Here is a 20320-nt window from a genome sequence, read left to right on the forward strand (position 1 = left end):
CGCACCACGAGTACTTCGATTGATGGGGTGTTCGCGTCCGGGGACCTGGTGGATCGCACCTACCGCCAGGCCATCACCGCCGCGGGCAGCGGCTGCTCGGCGGCCATCGACGCCGAACGCTGGCTCGCCGACCACGAAGAGTCCAGCGCCGCCGCTCAAGGCGACGCCACCGAATTTCCGGGCAGTACCGACACATTGATTGGAGCGCCACAATGACCGACGCCGAAAAAGCCGGTGCCACAATAGAAGTCTCTGACGCGTCGTTCTCTACCGACGTATTGTCCAGCAATAAGCCTGTGCTGGTTGACTTTTGGGCGACATGGTGCGGGCCCTGCAAGATGGTGGCCCCGGTTCTCGAGGAAATCGCCAGCGAGCGAGGCGAACACCTCACGGTCGCCAAACTGGACGTGGACGCGAACCCCGAGACCGCACAGAACTTCCAGGTGGTCTCCATCCCTACCCTGATCCTGTTCAAAGACGGGCAGCCGGTGAAGCGGATCGTCGGCGCGAAAGGCAAGGCGGCGTTACTGCGTGAGCTCTCGGACGCGGTTCCCAACCTCAGCTGATTTCATTTAATTCGTCGCACCACGCCCCGCGCACAGCCTGCGGTTTTCCCGAATTTACGAACCGTCTGCGACAATACCGTTAGCTGTTGCCCACATCTGAGCTTGTCAATAGTCCCGGAGGGCCCTTGGTATGTCGAGTCCGCGCCGCGAATACGGCGACGCGCTGCGTTGTGGTGACCACGGCGCTGCTGTGACCGAGATCCGGGCGACGCTGGTCACGCTGGGCCTGCTGGATAGCTCCGAGGACGATCTCAACACCGGCCGGCACGTGGCCCTCGAACTCTTCGATGCCGAACTCGACCAAGCGGTGCGTGCCTTTCAGCAGCATCGGGGTCTGCTGGTGGACGGCATCGTCGGCGAGGCCACCTACCGCGCGCTCAAAGAGGCCTCGTATCGGCTCGGTGCCCGCACGCTGTATCACCAATTCGGTGCCCCGCTGTTCGGCGACGACGTGGCCACGCTGCAAGCGCGGCTGCAGGATCTGGGCTTCTACACCGGCCTGGTCGACGGATACTTCGGGCTACAGACCCACAACGCATTGATGTCGTACCAGCGCGAGTACGGGCTTTCCGCCGACGGTATCTGCGGCCCGGAAACGTTGCGCTCCTTTCATTTCCTGAGTTCGCGCGTGACCGGCGGTTCTCCGCATGCGCTCCGCGAAGAGGAGCTGGTCCGCTCATCCGGTCCCAAACTGTCGGGTAAGCGGATCATCATCGATCCGGGCCGCGGCGGCGCGGACCACGGCACGATCATGCAGGGTCCATCCGGACCGATCAGCGAAGCAGATGTGTTGTGGGACTTGGGCAGCCGCTTGGAAGGACGGATGGCCGCGATCGGCATGGAGACCTTTTTGTCGCGCCCGGTCAATCGCAGTCCCCTCGATGCCGAACGCGCTGCCACCGCCAACAACGTCGGCGCCGACCTGATGATCAGTCTGCGCTGCGAAAGTCAGATCAGTCCGGCTGCCAACGGGGTGGCTTCCTTTCACTTCGGCAACTCGCACGGTTCCGTCTCCACCATCGGGCGCAACCTCGCCGACTTCATCCAGCGAGAAGTGGTGGCACGCACCGGTTTACGGGACTGCCGCACGCACGGCAGGACGTGGGATCTGTTGCGCCTGACCCGGATGCCGACGGTACAGGTAGACGTCGGCTACATCACCAACCCTCGGGACCGCTCGATGCTGGTCTCGACGCAGACCCGCGACGCCATCGCCGAGGGAATCCTCGCCGCGGTCAAGCGGCTCTACCTGTTGGGCAAGAACGATCGCCCTACTGGCACCTTCACCTTCGCCGAACTGCTGGCCCACGAACTGTCGGTGGAACGCACCAGCCAACTTGGCGGTTCCTAACTACTAACCACCCCGGGGCGTTTCGGGCGCATTCGCCGTCGTAGACCCGGCGCCCGCTGCCGTAGACCCGGCGCCGACCGGCTGCTCCAGATGTGCGTTCTCCAGCAGGCGCTCCAGGGCCGCCTCCACCTCAGCCTTCCAGCCGAGGCCTTTGTCTAGTTCCAGCCGCAGCCGAGGAAAGTACGTATGTGGCGCTACCACAACGAAACCCGTGTCTTTCAAGAAATCTGCATCCATGACGCAATGGTCCACCGAGCAGTCGCCGACGGCTTCCAGCACCGGCCGTACGTCCGGACCGACGAGGCGCGGATCCTGCAATTCGGAAGCGGCCGGGGTACGACCGAACGCTTCGAGCGCGCGCACGCCGCGGCGTACCAGTTCGTCGATGACCCGGGCGATCAAGCCGTGCGGCAGGTCGTCGGCCGCCGGCCCGGGTTCGATGCCCATCGACGTCAACAGCACGGCGTCGGCGGACACCGGACCCGTGGGGAACCGCTGTGCCCGCGGCACGGCCCGCGGCGGGGCGTAGAACACGTAGCCCAGGCACGGGGGCTCGGCCTGGCTTCGCTCGTCCGGGACCGCGGTTGCGACTTGCCCGCACGATCCCCACTCCAGCATCACCATCGACAACCACGCTTCTTTTTCGAATTCTGGGTCGGCGAGGTGGTCCTGATTACCGAGGGTCGCTGGATCGACTTCCCAGAAGACGCACCGGCGTGCGTGCTTGGGAAGCTGCTCGAATGCCTCGAGCCGTAGCGGCATGATTCGAGCGGACACTAGCCTCCTGGCTCCTGTGCGGTACTGCGGCCATCTGCACCGGCAACCCCTCCAGGATAGGAGAGGTGGTCGTGATCGGGCCAGCTTTCTCCTGGTCATTACGGTTGAAGCGCCCGAACGGCCGGCCCTGCGCCGCCGCCGCGCGCCTAAGTTCGAAAGTTGTTGATGCGCATACTGTTTCGTCGAGTCGGAGCGCCCGGGATAGGCTGATTTGGCACAAAAGTTGCCCGGGTGTCACAGTGACGTAATTACACGGTGTCCTACTTCATGCCTTGGGCGGGGACATAACGTCGAGAATCCGCTGCAGATCGTCCACCGAACCGAACTCGACCACGATCTTGCCCTTGCGTTTGCCGAGGCTGACCGTGACGCGGGTGTCGAAGGCGGTCGACAGCCGGTCGGCAACGTCTTGCAGGCCCGGCATCTGGATGGGCTTGCGGCGGGGGGCCGGCGGCATGGCCGCACCACTCCGGTTGGCCAACGTGACCGCCTCTTCGGTTGCCCGCACCGACAGTCCCTCGGCAACGATCCGGGTGGCCAGTTCCTCCTGTGCTTCGGGGCCGGCCTCCAGCGACAGCAGGGCGCGCGCGTGGCCGGCGGACAGCACTCCGGCCGCCACCCGCCGCTGTACCGCGATCGGGAGCTTGAGCAACCGGATCATGTTCGTGATCAACGGCCGCGACCGGCCGATGCGTGCCGCCAGTTCATCGTGGGTGACGCCGAACTCGTCGAGCAGCTGTTGGTAGGCGGCCGCCTCTTCCAACGGGTTCAGCTGTACCCGGTGGATGTTCTCCAACAGGGCATCGCGCAGTAGATCGTCATCGCCGGTTTCGCGCACGATGGCCGGGATGGTCGCCAGGCCGGCCTCTTGAGCCGCTCGCCAGCGCCGCTCCCCCATCACGATCTGGTATCGCGCACCGCTCGTGGAATCCTTGACCGCTCGTACCACGATCGGCTGCAACAGGCCGAACTCGCGGATGGAGTGCACCAGCTCCGACAGGGCTTCCTCGTCGAAAACCTGGCGCGGCTGGCGCGGGTTGCGTTCGATGTCGGCCGGTGCGATCTCGCGATAGACCGCGCCCACCGACGATGTGTCCTGCGGAGGCGGTCCCCCGATCAAGACGTCGGCGGCGGCGTCGCCCATGCGCGGGCCCAGAGTCGCCGGCCCCGAGTCGCCTTCCGCGGGGCCAGTCGGAATAAGCGAAGCCAGGCCCCGGCCGAGGCCACCCTTCTTGCGTAACGGCTGCGTCATGGTCGTCCCTTCGGTGGTCAGTCGCGCTCGGCGAGTTCGCGGCTCGCGTCGAGGTAGCTCATCGCCCCGCGTGAACCGGGGTCGTAATCGATGATGGTCATGCTGTAACCCGGCGCCTCGGACACCTTCACGCTGCGCGGAATGACGGTGCGCAACACCTTGCTCCCGAAGTACCGGCGCACCTCTTCCGCGACCTGGTCGGCGAGTTTGGTGCGGCCGTCGTACATGGTCAGCACCACGGTGCTCACCTCAAGCTTCGGATTGAGGTGCGCCTTCACCATCTCGATGTTGCGCATCAACTGAGACACGCCCTCGAGCGCGTAGTACTCGCACTGGATCGGGATCATGACCTCCGGGGCGGCGACGAGCGCGTTGATGGTCAGTAGCCCGAGCGATGGCGGGCAGTCGATGAAGACGCAGTCGAAGTCCAGGCTGTCGAGGTCGGCCAGCGCCGTGCGCAACCGGTTCTCGCGCGCCACCATGCTGACCAATTCGATTTCGGCGCCCGCCAAATCGATCGTCGCCGGGATGCAGAACAGGCGCTCATTATGCGGGCTTTGGCGGAGCGCGTCGTGCACGGCGACCTCGCCGAGTAGTACTTCGTACGAGGAAGGCGTCCCCGATTGCCGATCGGTGATGCCGAGCGCCGTGCTTGCGTTGCCCTGAGGGTCGAGGTCGATGACGAGGGTCTTGAGTCCCTGAAGCGCGAGCGCTGCCGCGAGGTTGACCGCGGTCGTCGTCTTGCCGACGCCGCCCTTTTGGTTCGCGACCGTGAACACGCGGCGGCGGGACGGCCTGCGCAGTGGCGGGTAGGTGGTGTGCAGCACCCGCATGGCGCGTTCGGCGGCCGCCCCGATGGGGGTGTCAAAATCGTCCACTGTTTCACGTGAAACATTCGTCGTCGCGGTCGGCGCAGAGACGCCCGCCGGCGATGTGTCCGGATTCGTCGGCGCCGGAGCCGGCGCCCCCGCCTGGTGAACGTCTGCCGGCGCCTGCGAGGCCGCCGGCCAATCGCCTGAAGATGTCATCGGGTTCCGGCCTTCCCGGTCCGTGCCGGTTTGTGGTGCGGCGGCTTTGCGCGTCGCGCTAAAACTACGGTTGCGGGGGGACGCAAATAGTTCGCGCCACATGTCACCACCCTGACATCAGCGGCGCCCGATGCTGTCATCACACGCCGGAATTGTTCAACTTCATCGGAAGCCCGCTCCCCCTTGATGGCGAGCATCCGCCCGGAGGGCCGTAGTAACGGCAAGCTCCACTTGGTCAACTTGTCCAACGACGCAACCGCTCGCGACACCGCAGCATCCCTCTCCCCGAACCGGTTACGGACTCCCGGTTCCTCCGCACGGCCACGGACCACCTCGACGGCTAACCCTAGTTGGTTGATGACCTCGGCGAGAAATTCGCTGCGCCGCAGCAGCGGCTCGAGCAACACGACCTCAAGATCGGGCCGCGCGATCGCCAGCGGTATCCCGGGCAGGCCCGCCCCGCTGCCGATGTCGATGATGCGCTCGCCCCGGTCGAGGAGTTCGGCGACGGCCGCGCTATTGAGTATGTGGCGGTCCCAGATGCGGTCCACTTCCCGCGGGCCGAGCAGCCCCCGTTCCACACCCGCGGTCGCCAGGAATTCGGCATACCGCTGGGCGATTCCGAGCCGCTCGCCGAAGACCGCGGTCGCGGCGTCCCGGGGACCGCCGTCTGCGGCCTCCTCCCCCGAGCGACCCGTCGCGGCGTTCGCGGCGCGGCCATGTTTCACGTGAAACATCCTCTAGTTGCTGCGCGCACTTTCAACCTTTGGAGGCCGGTGGGACGACGGGAACTACACAGCTGTAACTCTGGGCGTCAGTCGTGCAGGACGACCACGCGGCGCGCAGGCTCAACGCCCTCGCTCTCGCTGTGTACTCCGGAGACCGCGGCGACAGCGTCGTGGACGATCTTGCGTTCGAACGGCGTCATGGGCGCAAGCTCTTCCCGCTCGCCGGATTCGAGCACCCGGCGCGCGACCTTGTCGCCCAGCGCCGCCAATTCCTCCCGCCGCCGCCGGCGCCAGCTCGCGATATCGAGCATCAATCGGCTTCGCACTCCGGTCTTTTGGTGAACCGCAAGCCGGGTGAGTTCCTGTAGCGCGTCGAGCACCTCGCCACCGCGACCCACCAACTTGTTCAGGTCGTCGCTGCCATCGATGCTCACGATGGCGCGGCTGCCCTCGACGTCCAAGTCGATGTCGCCGTCGAAGTCCAACAGGTCCAACAACTCTTCGAGGTAATCGCCGGCTATCTCGCCCTCGGCGACCAACCGCTCCTCCAGGTCATCGACCTCCTCCGCATCGGCGGCCGCAGCATCTTCGGCGGCCGATCGTGTGTCGAGCTCCGTATCAACGTCGCGTTCGGTGGTGTCGGCGTCTGTCATGTCTTCTCTCCCTCAATCCATGGGCCCCAGCCCAATGGGGTCACCCTCCCCGGGCGGCCCCCGATAGCTATTGCGCCCGTATCAGCGCTTGCGTTTTTTCGGTCGTGCCCCGGGCCGCGGCGTCCGGTTGCTCGGGCCCCCGCTCACGTCAGGTGCCGGGCCCCCGCTCACGTCAGGCGCCGGGCCGTCGGCCACATCGGAATCCGTCGCCGCGGAACCGGACGCGTCGGTGTCGCTCTCGGCCGCCGGCGAACCGTTCCCGCCCGGCGATGCCGCCTTGGGATTCCGCTTCGGCTTGGCTCCCGGCGCCGGCGCGTTCGCCGCCCGGCGCTGGATCACTTCCTGCTTCTTGGCTTCGTCCTCTTTCTCGATCATCCCGAAGACGTAGTGCTGCTGCCCGAAAGTCCAGATGTTGTTCGCGAACCAATACAGGATGATGGCGAGCGGAAGGAACGGCCCACCGACCACCACGCCGAGCGGAAACACGTACAACGCGAGCTTGTTCATCATCGCGGTCTGCGGGTTCGCCGCCGCCTCAGGGCTCTGCCGCGCCACCGACGCCCGGCTGTTGAAGTAGGTCGCGACACCCGCCAGGATCATCACCGGCAGGCCCACCGCGATCACTGCCGGCCGGCTGAAGAAGGTGAACGCATCCAATCCGGTGCGCTGCGTCATGAAGGCGCCGATCGGTGCGCCGAACAAGTTGGCGTCCAGGAAGTGCCCAACGTCGGTCGGGGTGAAGACGTAGTTTCCGGTGAGACGGTTCTGCGCCACCGACAAGTGGGGCTGGCCGAAGCCACCGGTGGTCCGGTTGAACGAGCGCAGCACGTGATACAGCCCGATGAAGACCGGGATCTGCGCCAACATCGGCAGGCAGCCCAGGATCGGGTTGAAGCCGTGTTCGCGCTGAAGCTTCTGCATCTCGAGCGCCATGCGCTGGCGATCCTTGCCGTACTTCTTCTGCAGCGCCTTGATCTGCGGCTGCAGCTCCTGCATCTGCCGCGTGGTGCGGATCTGCCGCACGAAAGGCTTATAGAGCAGCGCGCGCAGGCTGAAGACCAAAAACATCACCGACAGCGCCCAGGCAAAGAAGTTCGACGGCCCCAGCATGGAGGCGAACAGCTTGTACCAGACCCACATGATCCACGACACCGGGTAGTAGACGAAGTCGAGGCTGAAGAAATCAAACAAAAGATCCACTCTCCCCTCGCGACGCTCGGACGGCCCGGGCGTCGCTGGCATCTTGGCAATTCACGTGGCTTCCGGGGCGGTCCGGTATCGGGTCCCATCCGCCTTCATGCCATGGTCCGCACTTGGCGAGTCTGGCCGCAGCCAACCAGCTCCCGCGAATCAGGCCGTACTCGGTGAGCGCATCGACCGCGTACTGGCTGCAGGTCGGAACGAAGCGACATGTCGCCGGGCGCAGCGGCGACACCATATGCCGGTATAGCTGGATCAAAAAAATCACGCCGCGCGCGGCCGACCTTCCGACCGTACGGACGAACGCGCGCAGTCGCGCCGGCGCGGTCACGTCTTGCTCCCCGGCACTCGTCGCAAACACCGGCGCAGTTCCTGCTCGAGTCGGGCCGAAGACGCGGTCCGGCTGCTCGGCAGCGCACGGATGACCAACCGATCCGATTGGCCGAGTTCTCCCAGCAAGGTGCGGGCTACATGCCGCAGCCGGCGAGCGACGCGGTGGCGTTCTACGGCGGATCCGACGGGCTTCCCCACCACCAATCCGACACGCGGCGCGCGCATCTCGTCCCCATCGGATCCCCGGCGAAGATGGACGACGACATCGGGCTGCGACAGACGAACCCCGTGCTTCACCGCCGCGTCAAAGTCAATTGACCGCGTCATGCGGTTGCGTGCGGGAAGCACCGCTGAAAAACCTGGCGCTGCGATCAGGCAGAGAGCGCGCGGCGGCCCTTGCGGCGCCGACCGGACACGATCGCGCGCCCGGCACGTGTGCGCATCCGCAGGCGGAAACCATGCACGCGGGCTCGGCGCCGGTTATTCGGCTGGAAGGTCCGCTTGCCCTTGGCCACGACGTTCTCCTCGTTGTGTTGCCATCCGGCCGCTCAGACGTTTCGAATCGGGCTCGTCTGCGGTTCAACCGGAGGTGGTCTTGGTGCTGCTGGCCGGCGCGGTCCCCAAGTGATTCGGGTCGCAGCCGTATCGCCGACTTTCGGGCGACTGTTTGAGGGTACTGACGAGGCTTCGCCTGGTCAAACCTGGCTTGCCACAACGGACCCGCGCGGAGAGGCGGAGAAAGATTTCCGTTTCGATCACACTGGCCGCAGTCGTCGTTACCATAACGAGCCGAAGCAAGCCTTACACACCCTAAATGACCCGATTGGAATGCGGCAGAACTGTTGGCAGCCGAACGGAAAACTGTTAGCTTCTGCGAAGTCGTTTTAGACGACAAGCAGCGCTCGGCAACGAAGCGAGGATGGTGGATCGACTAGCTGCCTAGACAACCTTTCGAGGTTCTCTTCCAGCGCGGAGATCACGAGCCGGCCGATAGGTTGTGGCTCGCCTACGATCGTCCTGTCCACACCTGTGTATAACTATGTGGACAGTTGTTTTGTCGCCAAGCGTGGTGTAACTCGGGTCGGGACGTTCGAGAACCAGGGAGATGCGTCGTTGACCGATGACCCCGGTTCCAGTTTCACGACAGTGTGGAATGCGGTCGTTTCCGAACTCAACGGGGAACCCACCGCGGATGGCGTGGCCGTCAACCGCACGGCCCTTGTCACTCCCCTCACTCCGCAGCAACGAGCGTGGCTGAATCTGGTCCGCCCACTGACCATCGTCGAGGGATTCGCGCTGTTGTCGGTGCCGAGCAGCTTCGTCCAGAACGAGATCGAAAGACATCTGCGGGCCCCGATCACCGATGCGCTCAGCCGCCGACTCGGGCAGCAGATCCAACTGGGCGTTCGCATCGCTCCCCCGCCCGACGATGTCGACGATGCACTCATCCCGCCGGCGGAGCCGTTCCCCGGATCCGACCCGTCCTTCCCCGGCGACGAAGCGGTCGTCGACACCGAGGAAGCTTTCGAAAACAGCGAGACGGTCAACGACAACCAGCCGGGCTGGCCCAACTACTTCACCGAGCGGCCGCACGCGATCGATCCGGCAGTGGCCGCCGGAACCAGCCTCAACCGCCGCTATACGTTCGACACTTTCGTCATCGGCGCCTCCAACCGGTTCGCTCACGCCGCGGCGCTGGCGATCGCCGAAGCGCCGGCCCGCGCGTACAACCCGTTGTTCATCTGGGGTGAGTCCGGTCTCGGCAAGACCCACCTGCTGCACGCCGCCGGGAATTACGCGCAGCGGCTCTTCCCGGGGATGCGAGTCAAGTACGTCTCCACCGAGGAATTCACCAACGACTTCATCAACTCGCTGCGCGACGACCGCAAGGTCGCGTTCAAGCGCAGCTACCGCGACGTCGACGTCCTGCTAGTCGATGACATTCAGTTCATCGAGGGCAAGGAAGGTATCCAGGAGGAGTTCTTCCACACCTTCAACACCCTGCACAACGCGAACAAACAGATCGTCATCTCGTCGGACCGGCCGCCCAAGCAGCTGGCCACGTTGGAAGACCGGCTGAGAACACGGTTCGAGTGGGGCTTGATCACCGATGTGCAGCCCCCGGAACTGGAAACGCGCATCGCCATTTTGCGCAAGAAGGCTCAAATGGAGCGGCTGGCGGTCCCCGACGACGTGCTGGAACTCATCGCCAGCAGCATCGAACGCAACATTCGAGAGCTCGAAGGAGCCCTCATTCGGGTGACCGCGTTCGCCTCGCTGAACAAGACGCCGATCGATAAGGCGCTGGCCGAGATCGTGCTGCGCGACCTGATCGCCGATGCCAGCACAATGCAGATCAGCGCGGCCACCATCATGGCGGCCACCGCCGAATACTTCGACACCACCGTGGAGGAACTCCGCGGCCCCGGAAAGACCCGGGCCCTGGCCCAGTCGCGCCAGATCGCCATGTACCTGTGCCGCGAGCTCACCGATCTCTCACTGCCCAAGATCGGGCAGGCATTCGGCCGTGATCACACGACGGTCATGTATGCGCAGCGCAAGATCTTGTCCGAAATGGCCGAGCGGCGCGAGGTTTTTGATCACGTCAAAGAACTCACCACTCGCATCCGTCAGCGCTCCAAGCGCTGAATCGTCTTCCCCCGGCGCGGCGAACCACCGGTTTCGGCTTTGGGCCGCCCTGTTCGTAATTTTTTTCGAGAAACTTCACGCGCGTCTGTCACACCCGTCCCACCGACGGCATGTGGGCAGGGCTGTGTACAACGCAATTAAACGCCGGTGTACTAACGCGGCCTGGGTGCACAGCTGTCGTTCGTCCCCACGCCCCCAACACATCACCCACAGGCGTTCACCGCACGATGCACAACCCGATCGTGGCGCTAGCTGCGCCGAGGCCGTGCTGTCCCCAGAGTGCACAGGCCTTAATACTGGTACTGAGATATCTTCATCGGTTCTTCTTTGGAATACAGCCTTGGGGACGCGCGGTACACACCCGTCGGCTGAGCCTTCGTCAGCCCGGGTTGTCGGGCTTTGCGATTAGCTTTCAAGATGGCGTCGAAGGATCTACGGTTGTTCTTCGACTGCCGTTGCGGTCGTCGTTGGCATTAGCCTCCATCGGCGGTCGCGGCGGAGCCCCGTGCTAGCGGGGGCGGCTAGCCACTGGATTCGAAAACGCTGGGTAGGTGAAGGGACGCTATGGACGCGGCGACGACAACGGCTGGCCTCAGCGACTTGAAATTTCGTTTGGTGCGGGAGTCTTTCGCGGACGCGGTGTCATGGGTGGCGAAGAACCTGCCGTCCAGACCCGCCGTGCCGGTGCTTTCCGGTGTGCTGCTGTCGGGGACCGATGAGGGCCTGACGATCTCCGGATTCGATTACGAGGTTTCCGCGGAAGCGCAGGTTGCAGCCGAAATAGCTTCTCCGGGAAGCGTTTTGGTATCCGGCAGGTTGCTGTCGGACATCGTGCGGGCACTGCCCAACAAACCGATCGACTTCTACGTCGACGGCAACCGTGTGGCGCTGCACTGCGGGAACGCCAGGTTCTCGCTGCCGACGATGGCGGTTGAGGATTATCCGACGTTGCCGGCGCTGCCGGAAGAGACCGGGACGCTGCCCGCCGATTTGTTCGCCGAGGCGATCAGCCAGGTCGCCATCGCCGCCGGCCGTGACGACACGTTGCCGATGCTGACCGGGATCAGGGTTGAGATTTCGGGTGAGACGGTGGTTTTGGCCGCCACCGACAGGTTCCGGTTGGCAGTTCGTGAGCTGACCTGGTCGGCGGCCTCGCCCGACATAGAAGCCGCGGTCCTGGTCCCGGCCAAGACACTGGCCGAAGCCGCCCGGACCGGCGCCGACGGGTCCGAGGTTCGCTTGTCATTGGGTGCGGGATCGGGCGTCGGAAAAGACGGATTGCTCGGCATCAGCGGTAACGGTAAGCGCAGCACCACCCGACTGCTCGATGCCGAATTCCCGAAGTTCCGTCAGCTGTTGCCGGCCGAGCACACGGCCGTCGCGACCATCGACGTGGCCGAGCTGACCGAGGCCATCAAGCTCGTCGCGCTGGTGGCCGACCGGGGCGCCCAGGTCCGGATGGAATTCAGCGAGGGCTCGCTGCGGCTGTCCGCGGGCGCCGACGACGTCGGCCGGGCCGAGGAAGATCTGGCGGTCGATTTTGTCGGAGAGCCGCTGACGATCGCGTTCAACCCGACGTATCTGACCGACGGCTTGGGATCGGTCCATTCTGAGCGGGTGTCGTTCGGTTTCACGACCCCGGGCAAGCCGGCGTTGCTGCGACCGGTGTTGAGTGACGACAGCCACCCGAGCGGGACGGGCCCTTACAGCGCTGTACCGACCGATTACGTCTACTTGTTGATGCCTGTCCGGTTGCCTGGCTAGGTGTACGTCCGGCATTTGGGACTGCGCGATTTCCGGTCCTGGGCACACGCCGACCTCGAATTGCAGCCTGGTCGGACGGTCTTCATCGGATCCAATGGATTTGGGAAGACGAATCTCCTTGAGGCGCTGTGGTATTCGAGCACCATGGGGTCACATCGGGTGGGAACGGACGTGCCGTTGATCCGCGCGGGCGCGGACCGTGCGGTGGTTTCGACGATCGTGGTCAACGAGGGCAGGGAGTGCGCGGTCGATCTGGAGATCGTGGCCGGCCGGGCGAACAAGGCGCGGCTGAACCGATCCCCGGTGCGCAGCACCCGAGAGGTCATCGGGGTCCTGAGGGCGGTGTTGTTTGCCCCCGAGGACCTGTCCCTGGTGCGGGGCGATCCGTCCGACCGGCGGCGTTACCTCGACGACTTGGCGACGGTGCGCCGCCCGGCGGTGGCCGCGGTGCGTTCCGACTACGACAAAGTCTTGCGGCAACGCACGGCGCTGTTGAAATCGCTATCCGGGGCCCGTTATCGCGGCGACAAGAGCGCTCTGGACACGCTTGACGTCTGGGACAGTCGCCTCGCCGAGCACGGCGCCCAATTGATGGCCGCCCGCATCGATTTGGTGAACCAGTTGGCACCCGAGGTCGAAAAGGCCTACCAGTTGTTGGCCCCCGGATCCCGTGCCGCTTCCATCGGCTATCGATCGAGCCTGGGCGCCGAGGCTCCGGCGGACATCGCCGATGCCGACCGCGATTCGCTGGAAGCCGCCCTGCTCGCGGCGTTGGCGGCGCGCCGCGATGCGGAACTGGAACGCGGCATGTGTCTCGTTGGGCCACACCGTGACGACTTGGAATTGTGGCTCGGCGACCAGCCCGCGAAAGGCTTTGCCAGTCACGGGGAGTCGTGGTCGGTGGCGTTGTCGCTGCGGCTGGCCGCATACGAATTACTGCGAACCGAAGAAAGCGAACCCGTGTTGTTGCTCGACGACGTGTTCGCCGAACTCGACGCGGCCCGTCGCCGCGCGCTGGCTACGGTGGCCGAATCGGCCGAACAGGTGTTGGTCACCGCGGCGGTGCTCGAAGACATTCCGGCGGGCTGGGAAGCCAGGCGGATCTATGTCGACCTACGCGACAGCGACGCCGGGCGCGTATCGGAGATGCACTCATGACGGGCGGGGATGAGGATTCGCGCCCCACCGAACCGTCGAATGCCTTGAGCGGGATCGACTTGGTCCGCCGCACCCTCGAGGAAGCTCGGGCGGCCGCCCGGGCTCAGGGAAAAGACGCCGGCCGCGGCCGAGCGGCGGCCCCCGCACCGCGCCGTGTGGCGGGCCAGCGGCGCAGTTGGTCGGGACCAGGACCCGATACCCGCGATCCCCAGCCCCTGGGCAGGCTGGCGCGTGATCTGGCGAAGAAGCGGGGCTGGTCCGCGCAAGTCGCCGAGGGCACCGTCCTGGGCAACTGGGCGACCGTCGTCGGCCACCAGATCGCCGACCACGCCGCCCCGACCGCGCTCAAGGACGGGGTGCTGAGCGTGGCCGCGGAATCGACAGCATGGGCCACCCAACTGCGGATGATCCAGTCACAGTTACTGGCCAAGATCGCCGCCGCCGTCGGCAATGGGGTGGTGACGTCGCTGAAAATCACCGGCCCGGCCGCGCCGTCCTGGCGCAAGGGACCGCGCCATATCGCCGGAAGGGGCCCGCGCGACACCTACGGTTAGGGCGCTGGACACCCGGCCGCGGATCCCCAGCCGAGGATTCGTTCACAGGCCCCTGAAATCCGCCAGGACGACGCGGACCCCCTCGACATACGTCGGGACGCGGCCAGAATAAAGAAATCGTGCGCACGGCGCGGTTAGCTGGGTAGAAACGCGGCCAGAAAATCGGTGCGGACGGACGATCACGCTAGACTGACGGCATGCGACTGTTGCGGTGATGAGGAACCGCCCGCATGAAACCCCAAGGAGAGCATTCCGACCGTGGCTGCCCAGAAGAAGAAGGCACAAGACGAATACGGCGCTTCAGCGATCACCGTGCTCGAGGGCCTCGAGGCCGTCCGCAAACGCCCCGGCATGTACATCGGGTCCACCGGTGAGCGTGGTCTGCACCACCTCATCTGGGAGGTGGTCGACAACTCGGTCGACGAGGCGATGGCCGGCTACGCAGACAAGGTCGACGTCCGGATTCTCGACGATGCCAGCGTCGAGGTTTCCGACAACGGGCGCGGCATCCCGGTGGCGATGCACGCGACCGGCGCCCCCACCGTCGACGTCGTGATGACGCAACTACACGCCGGCGGCAAGTTCGGCGGTGAGAACAGTGGTTACAACGTCAGCGGTGGCCTGCACGGCGTCGGTGTGTCGGTGGTCAACGCGCTTTCCACCCGGCTCGAGGTGGACATCGCCCGCGACGGCCACGAATGGTCGCAGTATTACGAGCGCGCCGTGCCAGGAACCCTCAAACAGGGCGAGGCCACCAAGCGCACCGGCACGACCATCCGATTCTGGGCGGATCCCGAAATCTTCGAGACCACCGAGTACGACTTCGAGACCGTCGCGCGCCGGCTGCAGGAGATGGCTTTCCTCAACAAGGGGCTGACGATCAACCTCACCGACGAGCGGGTGAGCAACGAAGAGGTCGTCGACGAGGTCGTCAGCGACACCGCCGAAGCGCCCAAGTCCGCAAAGGAAAAAGCAGCGGAATCCGCTGCGCCGCATAAGGTCAAGCACCGCACCTTCCACTACCCCGGTGGGCTCGTCGACTTCGTCAAGCACATCAACCGGACCAAAAGCCCCATCCAGCAGAGCATCATCGACTTCGACGGCAAGGGTCCCGGCCACGAGGTCGAAATCGCGATGCAGTGGAACGGCGGCTACTCGGAATCGGTGCACACCTTCGCCAACACCATCAACACCCACGAGGGTGGTACCCACGAAGAGGGCTTCCGCAGCGCGCTGACGACGGTGGTCAACAAGTACGCCAAGGACAAGAAGCTGCTGAAGGACAAGGATCCGAACCTCACCGGCGACGACATCCGCGAGGGCCTGGCCGCGGTGATCTCGGTCAAGGTCAGCGAACCGCAGTTCGAGGGCCAGACCAAGACCAAATTGGGCAACACCGAAGTCAAATCGTTCGTGCAGAAGGTCTGCAACGAACAGCTCACCCACTGGTTCGAAGCCAACCCCGCGGACGCCAAGGTCGTGGTCAACAAGGCCGTGTCGTCGGCCCAGGCCCGCATCGCGGCGCGCAAAGCGCGAGAGTTGGTCCGCCGCAAGAGCGCCACTGACCTCGGCGGCCTGCCCGGCAAGCTCGCCGACTGCCGCTCCACCGACCCGCGCAAGTCGGAATTGTATGTGGTGGAGGGTGATTCGGCCGGCGGCTCGGCCAAGAGCGGCCGCGACTCGATGTTCCAGGCCATCCTGCCGCTGCGCGGCAAGATCATCAACGTGGAGAAGGCCCGCATCGACCGGGTTTTGAAGAACACCGAAGTCCAAGCGATCATCACCGCGCTGGGCACCGGCATTCACGACGAGTTCGACATCACCAAGCTGCGCTATCACAAGATCGTGCTGATGGCCGACGCGGACGTCGACGGTCAGCACATCTCTACGTTGTTGTTGACGCTGTTGTTCCGGTTCATGAGGCCGCTGATCGAGAACGGGCACGTGTTTTTGGCACAGCCGCCGCTCTACAAACTGAAGTGGCAGCGCAGCGATCCTGAATTCGCCTACTCCGACCGCGAGCGCGATGGCTTGCTGGAGGCCGGTCAGAAGGCGGGCAAGAAGATCAATAAGGACGACGGCATCCAGCGCTACAAGGGTCTCGGTGAGATGGACGCCAAGGAATTGTGGGAAACCACAATGGATCCCACCGTCCGGGTGCTGCGTCAAGTCACGCTCGACGACGCCGCGGCCGCCGACGAGCTGTTCTCCATCCTGATGGGCGAGGACGTCGACGCGCGGCGCAGCTTTATCACCCGTAACGCCAAGGACGTTCGCTTCCTGGACGTCTGAGCGATCCAGACCTACCACCGTTGACCAACCAACGAGGAATACATGACTGACACCACGCTGCCCCCAGGTGACGACTCCGTCGACCGGATCCAGCCGGTCGACATTCAGCAGGAGATGCAGCGCAGCTACATCGACTACGCGATGAGCGTCATCGTCGGGCGCGCCCTGCCCGAGGTGCGCGACGGTCTCAAGCCGGTGCACCGCCGGGTGCTGTATGCGATGTTCGACTCCGGGTTCCGACCGGACCGCAGCCACGCCAAGTCGGCGCGCTCGGTCGCCGAGACCATGGGTAACTACCACCCGCACGGTGACGCATCGATCTACGACACGTTGGTGCGAATGGCGCAGCCGTGGTCGCTGCGTTATCCACTGGTCGACGGGCAGGGCAACTTCGGTTCGCCGGGTAACGACCCGCCAGCGGCCATGCGGTACACCGAGGCGCGGCTAACGCCGCTTGCGATGGAGATGCTTCGTGAAATCGATGAGGAGACAGTCGATTTCATCCCCAATTATGACGGCCGGGTGCAAGAGCCGACCGTGCTGCCCAGTCGGTTCCCCAACCTGCTGGCCAACGGCTCCGGCGGTATCGCGGTCGGCATGGCGACCAACATCCCGCCGCACAACCTGCGGGAGCTCGCCGAAGCCGTCTACTGGTGCCTGGACAACCACGAGGCCGACGAAGAGGCCACGCTCGCCGCGGTCTGCGAGCGGGTCAAGGGCCCGGACTTCCCCACCTACGGTCTTATCGTCGGGTCGCAAGGCATCCACGACGCGTACAACACGGGCCGTGGATCCATCCGGATGCGCGGAGTCGTTGAGGTGGAAGAAGATTCACGCGGCCGCACCGCGCTGGTGATCACCGAGCTGCCGTACCAGGTGAACCACGACAACTTCATCACTTCGATCGCCGAGCAGGTCCGCGACGGCAAGCTGGCCGGCATCTCGAACATCGAAGACCAATCCAGCGACCGTGTCGGCCTGCGCATCGTGGTAGAGATCAAGCGCGACGCCGTGGCCAAGGTGGTGCTGAACAACCTCTACAAGCACACCCAGCTGCAGACGAGTTTCGGCGCGAACATGCTGTCGATCGTCGACGGGGTGCCGCGCACGCTGCGGCTCGACCAGATGATCCGCTACTACGTCGCGCACCAACTCGACGTCATCGTGCGGCGCACCACCTACCGGTTGCGCAAGGCGAACGAACGCGCGCACATCTTGCGCGGTCTGGTCAAGGCGCTCGACGCGCTCGACGAGGTCATCGCGCTGATCCGGGCGTCGGAGACCGTGGAGATCGCGCGGGCCGGCCTGATCGAGCTGCTGGACATCGACGAGATTCAGGCCCAGGCGATCCTGGACATGCAGCTGCGCCGGTTGGCCGCCCTGGAGCGCCAGCGCATCGTCGACGACCTCGCCAAGATCGAAGCCGAGATCGCGGACCTGGAAGACATCCTGGCCAAGCCCGAGCGGCAGCGGCGGATCGTGCACGACGAGCTGGCCGAGATCGTCGACAAGCATGGCGACGAGCGCCGCACCCGGATCATCGCCGCCGACGGTGACGTCGCCGACGAGGACCTGATCGCGCGCGAAGACGTCGTCGTCACCATCACCGAGACCGGCTACGCGAAGCGGACCAAGACCGACCTGTACCGCAGCCAGAAGCGCGGCGGCAAGGGGGTCCAGGGCGCCGGGTTGAAGCAGGACGACATCGTGCGGCACTTCTTCGTGTGCTCGACGCACGACTGGATTCTGTTCTTCACCACGCAGGGTCGGGTCTATCGGGCCAAGGCCTACGACCTGCCGGAGGCCTCGAGGACTGCTCGCGGTCAGCACGTCGCGAACCTACTGGCCTTCCAGCCCGAGGAGCGGATCGCTCAGGTCATCCAGATCAAGAGCTACGAGGACGCGCCCTATCTGGTGCTGGCCACCCGCAACGGTCTGGTCAAGAAGACCAAGCTGACCGACTTCGACTCGAACCGGTCGGGCGGGATCGTGGCGGTCAACCTGCGCGACGGCGACGAGCTGGTCGGTGCGGTGCTCTGCTCCGCCGACGACGACCTGCTGCTGGTCTCGGCCAACGGCCAATCCATCCGGTTCTCGGCGACCGACGAAGCGCTGCGCCCGATGGGCCGCGCCACCTCCGGCGTGCAGGGCATGCGGTTCAACGCCGACGACTACCTGTTGTCACTCAACGTCGTCCGCGCAGACACCTACCTGCTGGTCGCGACGTCGGGCGGATACGCCAAGCGGACCGCGATCGAGGAGTATCCGGTGCAGGGCCGCGGCGGCAAGGGAGTCCTGACAGTGATGTACGACCGTCGGCGTGGCAGGCTGGTTGGTGCGTTGATCGTCGATGAGGACAGCGAGCTCTACGCAATCACCTCGGGAGGCGGCGTCATCCGGACCGCGGCGCGCCAGGTTCGCAAGGCGGGACGGCAGACCAAGGGCGTGCGCCTGATGAACCTGGGTGAGGAGAACACTCTGTTGGCCATTGCCCGCAACGCCGAAGAAAACGCGGACGAAGTCGTCGAGCAAAGCGACGGTGCGGAGTCAGATAGTTAGTCGGTAGCCAGGCACTAGACTCGGCCCGACCAGACATAATGCGACTGCCACCGCTTGGGCGGCCTTGGTAGGAGATCAAAGGAGTCGGGGTGACCTCACCGAACGAGCCGGGCGCCCCCAAGCAGGGGGATGGCCCCAACGGGGATGGTTCGGTCGAACGCGCCGGTGCGCGCCACGGGGCGCCGCCCTCTTGGGGCGGCCGCCCTGTGCGGGCGGCGATGGACCACCGTGGCAACGCAGCGGCGCCCGGCCCCAGGATCCGGGGCCTCGACCCAACGAGCCCTTCACGGAGAAGCGACCATCGGGCCAGGCCGGCGGCGTCGAATCCCGGTTGAACCGCTTCATCTCCGGCACCGCGGCGCCGGGGGCCGGCGCTCCGGCGCATGCCAGAGAGCCCGAGCCTGCGGGCACCCGCGGTGAGCCTGCGCCGACCGAGGCCTACGCCAGTGAATTACCGGATCTGTCCGGCCCGGTGCCACGCGGTCCGCATCGCAAGCCCAGCCCCGAGCGCCCCGCGGAGTCGCCGACCTCGTCGGGAGGCGGACGTCCGGCGACCGCCGAAAACCGGGAAGGCCGAGAAAACCGCGACAACCGGGTGCAGGTGTCACGCAGGACGCGCGGCCCGGTGCGCGCCAGCATGCAGATTCGCCGCATCGATCCATGGAGCACGCTGAAGGTGTCGCTGCTGCTCTCGGTGGCGCTGTTCTTCGTCTGGATGATTGCCGTCGCATTTCTGTACCTCGTGCTCGGCGGCATGGGCGTGTGGTCGAAGTTGAACAGCAACGTCGGTGACTTGCTCAACAACACCAGCGGCAGCAGCGGCGAGCTGGTGTCCAGCGGCACGATTTTCGGCGGCGCCGTCCTGATCGGCTTGGTGAACATCGTGTTGCTGACTGCGGCGGCCACCATCGCCGCGTTCATCTACAACCTGACGACCGATCTGATCGGCGGCATCGAGGTCACGTTGGCGGACCGCGACTAGCGTGAGTGCTGCGCTTTTGGGAGTCGGGCCGGGATTGCGGTAATCTCGTCGCTCGGCCGTACGCGAGTACGGGCCTATAGCTCAGGCGGTTAGAGCGCTTCGCTGATAACGAAGAGGTCGGAGGTTCGAGTCCTCCTAGGCCCACAACCATGTGCCCGTCAAGACGTTGCGTAAGACTCGCACTGCCGCTGGGACTTATCGCCGTATTGGCAGCGGTGGCGTGGTCACGACGCGGTGTCGAGGTCTGGCACGTGGCTATGGATGACCAAGGTCAGCCACTCGGTCACGATGAGGGGCCTTAGCTCAGTTGGTAGAGCACCGCCTTTGCAAGGCGGGTGTCAGGGGTTCGATTCCCCTAGGCTCCACAAGCCTCAATGTATGACCTCGGCTGATGCTGGACATTTTGTCTTCGGGTGATGGCTGACAGTGTTTCGGCTGATGGTTGACAGTTACTTCGGTTGATCCTTGACACTC

Annotated in this window: 17 protein-coding genes, 2 tRNA genes and 2 pseudogenes; 12 read left to right on the forward strand and 9 right to left on the reverse strand. The window is 65.1% G+C overall.

The window, feature by feature from the left end; genetic code table 11:
- The 3 genes and pseudogenes from A5652_RS16405 to A5652_RS16415 form a co-directional block, all read left to right on the forward strand.
- A pseudogene (locus tag A5652_RS16405) lies at nt 1-216 on the forward strand (thioredoxin-disulfide reductase); the annotation flags it as partial.
- Complete coding sequence (gene trxA / locus A5652_RS16410; RefSeq protein ID WP_067353411.1) at nt 213-566, forward strand: thioredoxin; 354 nt, start codon at nt 213-215, stop codon at nt 564-566. The pseudogene A5652_RS16405 and the gene trxA, both read left to right, overlap by 4 nt.
- Before the next feature lie 130 nt (nt 567-696).
- A complete protein-coding gene (locus tag A5652_RS16415) occupies nt 697-1917 on the forward strand; it encodes an N-acetylmuramoyl-L-alanine amidase (RefSeq protein WP_067353414.1) in 1221 nt (406 codons plus the stop codon).
- Nucleotides 1918-1920: 3 nt separating this feature from the next.
- Here A5652_RS16415 and A5652_RS16420 read toward each other — a convergent pair whose 3' ends face one another.
- The 9 genes from A5652_RS16420 to rpmH form a co-directional block, all read right to left on the reverse strand.
- On the reverse strand, nt 1921-2694 hold the full coding sequence (locus tag A5652_RS16420) for an acetyltransferase (RefSeq protein ID WP_156745382.1): 774 nt from the start codon (nt 2692-2694) through the stop codon (nt 1921-1923).
- A gap of 265 nt (nt 2695-2959) precedes the next feature.
- A complete protein-coding gene (locus A5652_RS16425) occupies nt 2960-3946 on the reverse strand; it encodes a ParB/RepB/Spo0J family partition protein (protein ID WP_067353421.1) in 987 nt (328 codons plus the stop codon).
- Between the two features lie 17 nt (nt 3947-3963).
- Nucleotides 3964-4974, reverse strand: coding sequence for a ParA family protein (locus tag A5652_RS16430; RefSeq protein WP_082983944.1), 1011 nt, complete (start codon nt 4972-4974; stop codon nt 3964-3966).
- A complete protein-coding gene (rsmG, locus tag A5652_RS16435) occupies nt 4971-5711 on the reverse strand; it encodes a 16S rRNA (guanine(527)-N(7))-methyltransferase RsmG (protein WP_067353424.1) in 741 nt (246 codons plus the stop codon). The genes A5652_RS16430 and rsmG overlap by 4 nt, the downstream gene beginning before the upstream one ends.
- A 77-nt stretch (nt 5712-5788) precedes the next feature.
- Entirely contained in the window at nt 5789-6355 is a 567-nt protein-coding gene (locus A5652_RS16440) for a R3H domain-containing nucleic acid-binding protein (protein ID WP_067353428.1), read from the reverse strand.
- A gap of 81 nt (nt 6356-6436) precedes the next feature.
- On the reverse strand, nt 6437-7555 hold the full coding sequence (gene yidC, locus A5652_RS16445; RefSeq protein WP_156745383.1) for a membrane protein insertase YidC: 1119 nt from the start codon (nt 7553-7555) through the stop codon (nt 6437-6439).
- On the reverse strand, nt 7539-7886 hold the full coding sequence (yidD, locus tag A5652_RS26900) for a membrane protein insertion efficiency factor YidD (protein WP_156745384.1): 348 nt from the start codon (nt 7884-7886) through the stop codon (nt 7539-7541). Before yidD ends, yidC begins: the two co-directional genes overlap by 17 nt.
- A complete protein-coding gene (gene rnpA, locus A5652_RS26905; protein WP_082983946.1) occupies nt 7883-8236 on the reverse strand; it encodes a ribonuclease P protein component in 354 nt (117 codons plus the stop codon). Before rnpA ends, yidD begins: the two co-directional genes overlap by 4 nt.
- Before the next feature lie 23 nt (nt 8237-8259).
- A complete protein-coding gene (gene rpmH, locus A5652_RS26910) occupies nt 8260-8403 on the reverse strand; it encodes a 50S ribosomal protein L34 (RefSeq protein ID WP_003874369.1) in 144 nt (47 codons plus the stop codon).
- Nucleotides 8404-9001: 598 nt separating this feature from the next.
- On the opposite strand from rpmH, the gene dnaA reads away from it, so the two are divergent.
- The 9 genes and pseudogenes from dnaA to A5652_RS16495 all read left to right on the forward strand — a co-directional run bounded on the left by dnaA (nt 9002) and on the right by A5652_RS16495 (nt 20211).
- Nucleotides 9002-10537: a chromosomal replication initiator protein DnaA gene (dnaA, locus tag A5652_RS16455; protein ID WP_067353462.1), complete on the forward strand. Its 1536-nt coding sequence runs from the start codon at nt 9002-9004 to the stop codon at nt 10535-10537.
- A 564-nt stretch (nt 10538-11101) separates the two neighbouring features.
- Nucleotides 11102-12301 (forward strand): DNA polymerase III subunit beta, encoded by a 1200-nt coding sequence (gene dnaN, locus A5652_RS16460; RefSeq protein WP_067353438.1) that lies wholly within the window; start codon nt 11102-11104, stop codon nt 12299-12301.
- On the forward strand, nt 12302-13459 hold the full coding sequence (gene recF / locus A5652_RS16465) for a DNA replication/repair protein RecF (protein WP_067353441.1): 1158 nt from the start codon (nt 12302-12304) through the stop codon (nt 13457-13459).
- Entirely contained in the window at nt 13456-14013 is a 558-nt protein-coding gene (locus A5652_RS16470) for a DUF721 family protein (protein WP_067353444.1), read from the forward strand. Before recF ends, A5652_RS16470 begins: the two co-directional genes overlap by 4 nt.
- Nucleotides 14014-14271: 258 nt before the next feature.
- Nucleotides 14272-16305, forward strand: coding sequence for a DNA topoisomerase (ATP-hydrolyzing) subunit B (gene gyrB / locus A5652_RS16475; RefSeq protein WP_067353448.1), 2034 nt, complete (start codon nt 14272-14274; stop codon nt 16303-16305).
- Between the two features lie 42 nt (nt 16306-16347).
- Complete coding sequence (gyrA, locus tag A5652_RS16480; RefSeq protein ID WP_067353453.1) at nt 16348-18864, forward strand: DNA gyrase subunit A; 2517 nt, start codon at nt 16348-16350, stop codon at nt 18862-18864.
- Nucleotides 18865-18953: 89 nt separating this feature from the next.
- Nucleotides 18954-19846: pseudogene (locus A5652_RS16485) on the forward strand (DUF3566 domain-containing protein).
- Nucleotides 19847-19916: 70 nt separating this feature from the next.
- Nucleotides 19917-19990: transfer RNA gene (locus A5652_RS16490), tRNA-Ile, on the forward strand.
- Between the two features lie 148 nt (nt 19991-20138).
- A tRNA-Ala gene (locus A5652_RS16495) sits at nt 20139-20211 on the forward strand.
- Nucleotides 20212-20320: the final 109 nt, after the last annotated feature.

Source organism: Mycobacterium sp. 1165178.9, assembly GCF_001673555.1.
Taxonomy (GTDB): Bacteria; Actinomycetota; Actinomycetes; order Mycobacteriales; family Mycobacteriaceae; genus Mycobacterium.

Excerpts from the sequence above, each read along its gene's own strand:
- trxA (WP_067353411.1), top strand. The coding sequence starts at position 213 with ATGACCGACGCCGAAAAAGCCGGTGCCACAATAGAAGTCTCTGACGCG.
- A5652_RS16415 (WP_067353414.1), top strand. The coding sequence starts at position 697 with ATGTCGAGTCCGCGCCGCGAATACGGCGACGCGCTGCGTTGTGGTGAC.
- A5652_RS16425 (WP_067353421.1), bottom strand. The coding sequence starts at position 3,946 with ATGACGCAGCCGTTACGCAAGAAGGGTGGCCTCGGCCGGGGCCTGGCT.
- A5652_RS16430 (WP_082983944.1), bottom strand. The coding sequence starts at position 4,974 with ATGACATCTTCAGGCGATTGGCCGGCGGCCTCGCAGGCGCCGGCAGAC.
- rsmG (WP_067353424.1), bottom strand. The coding sequence starts at position 5,711 with ATGTTTCACGTGAAACATGGCCGCGCCGCGAACGCCGCGACGGGTCGC.
- A5652_RS16440 (WP_067353428.1), bottom strand. The coding sequence starts at position 6,355 with ATGACAGACGCCGACACCACCGAACGCGACGTTGATACGGAGCTCGAC.
- dnaN (WP_067353438.1), top strand. The coding sequence starts at position 11,102 with ATGGACGCGGCGACGACAACGGCTGGCCTCAGCGACTTGAAATTTCGT.
- A5652_RS16470 (WP_067353444.1), top strand. The coding sequence starts at position 13,456 with ATGACGGGCGGGGATGAGGATTCGCGCCCCACCGAACCGTCGAATGCC.
- gyrA (WP_067353453.1), top strand. The coding sequence starts at position 16,348 with ATGACTGACACCACGCTGCCCCCAGGTGACGACTCCGTCGACCGGATC.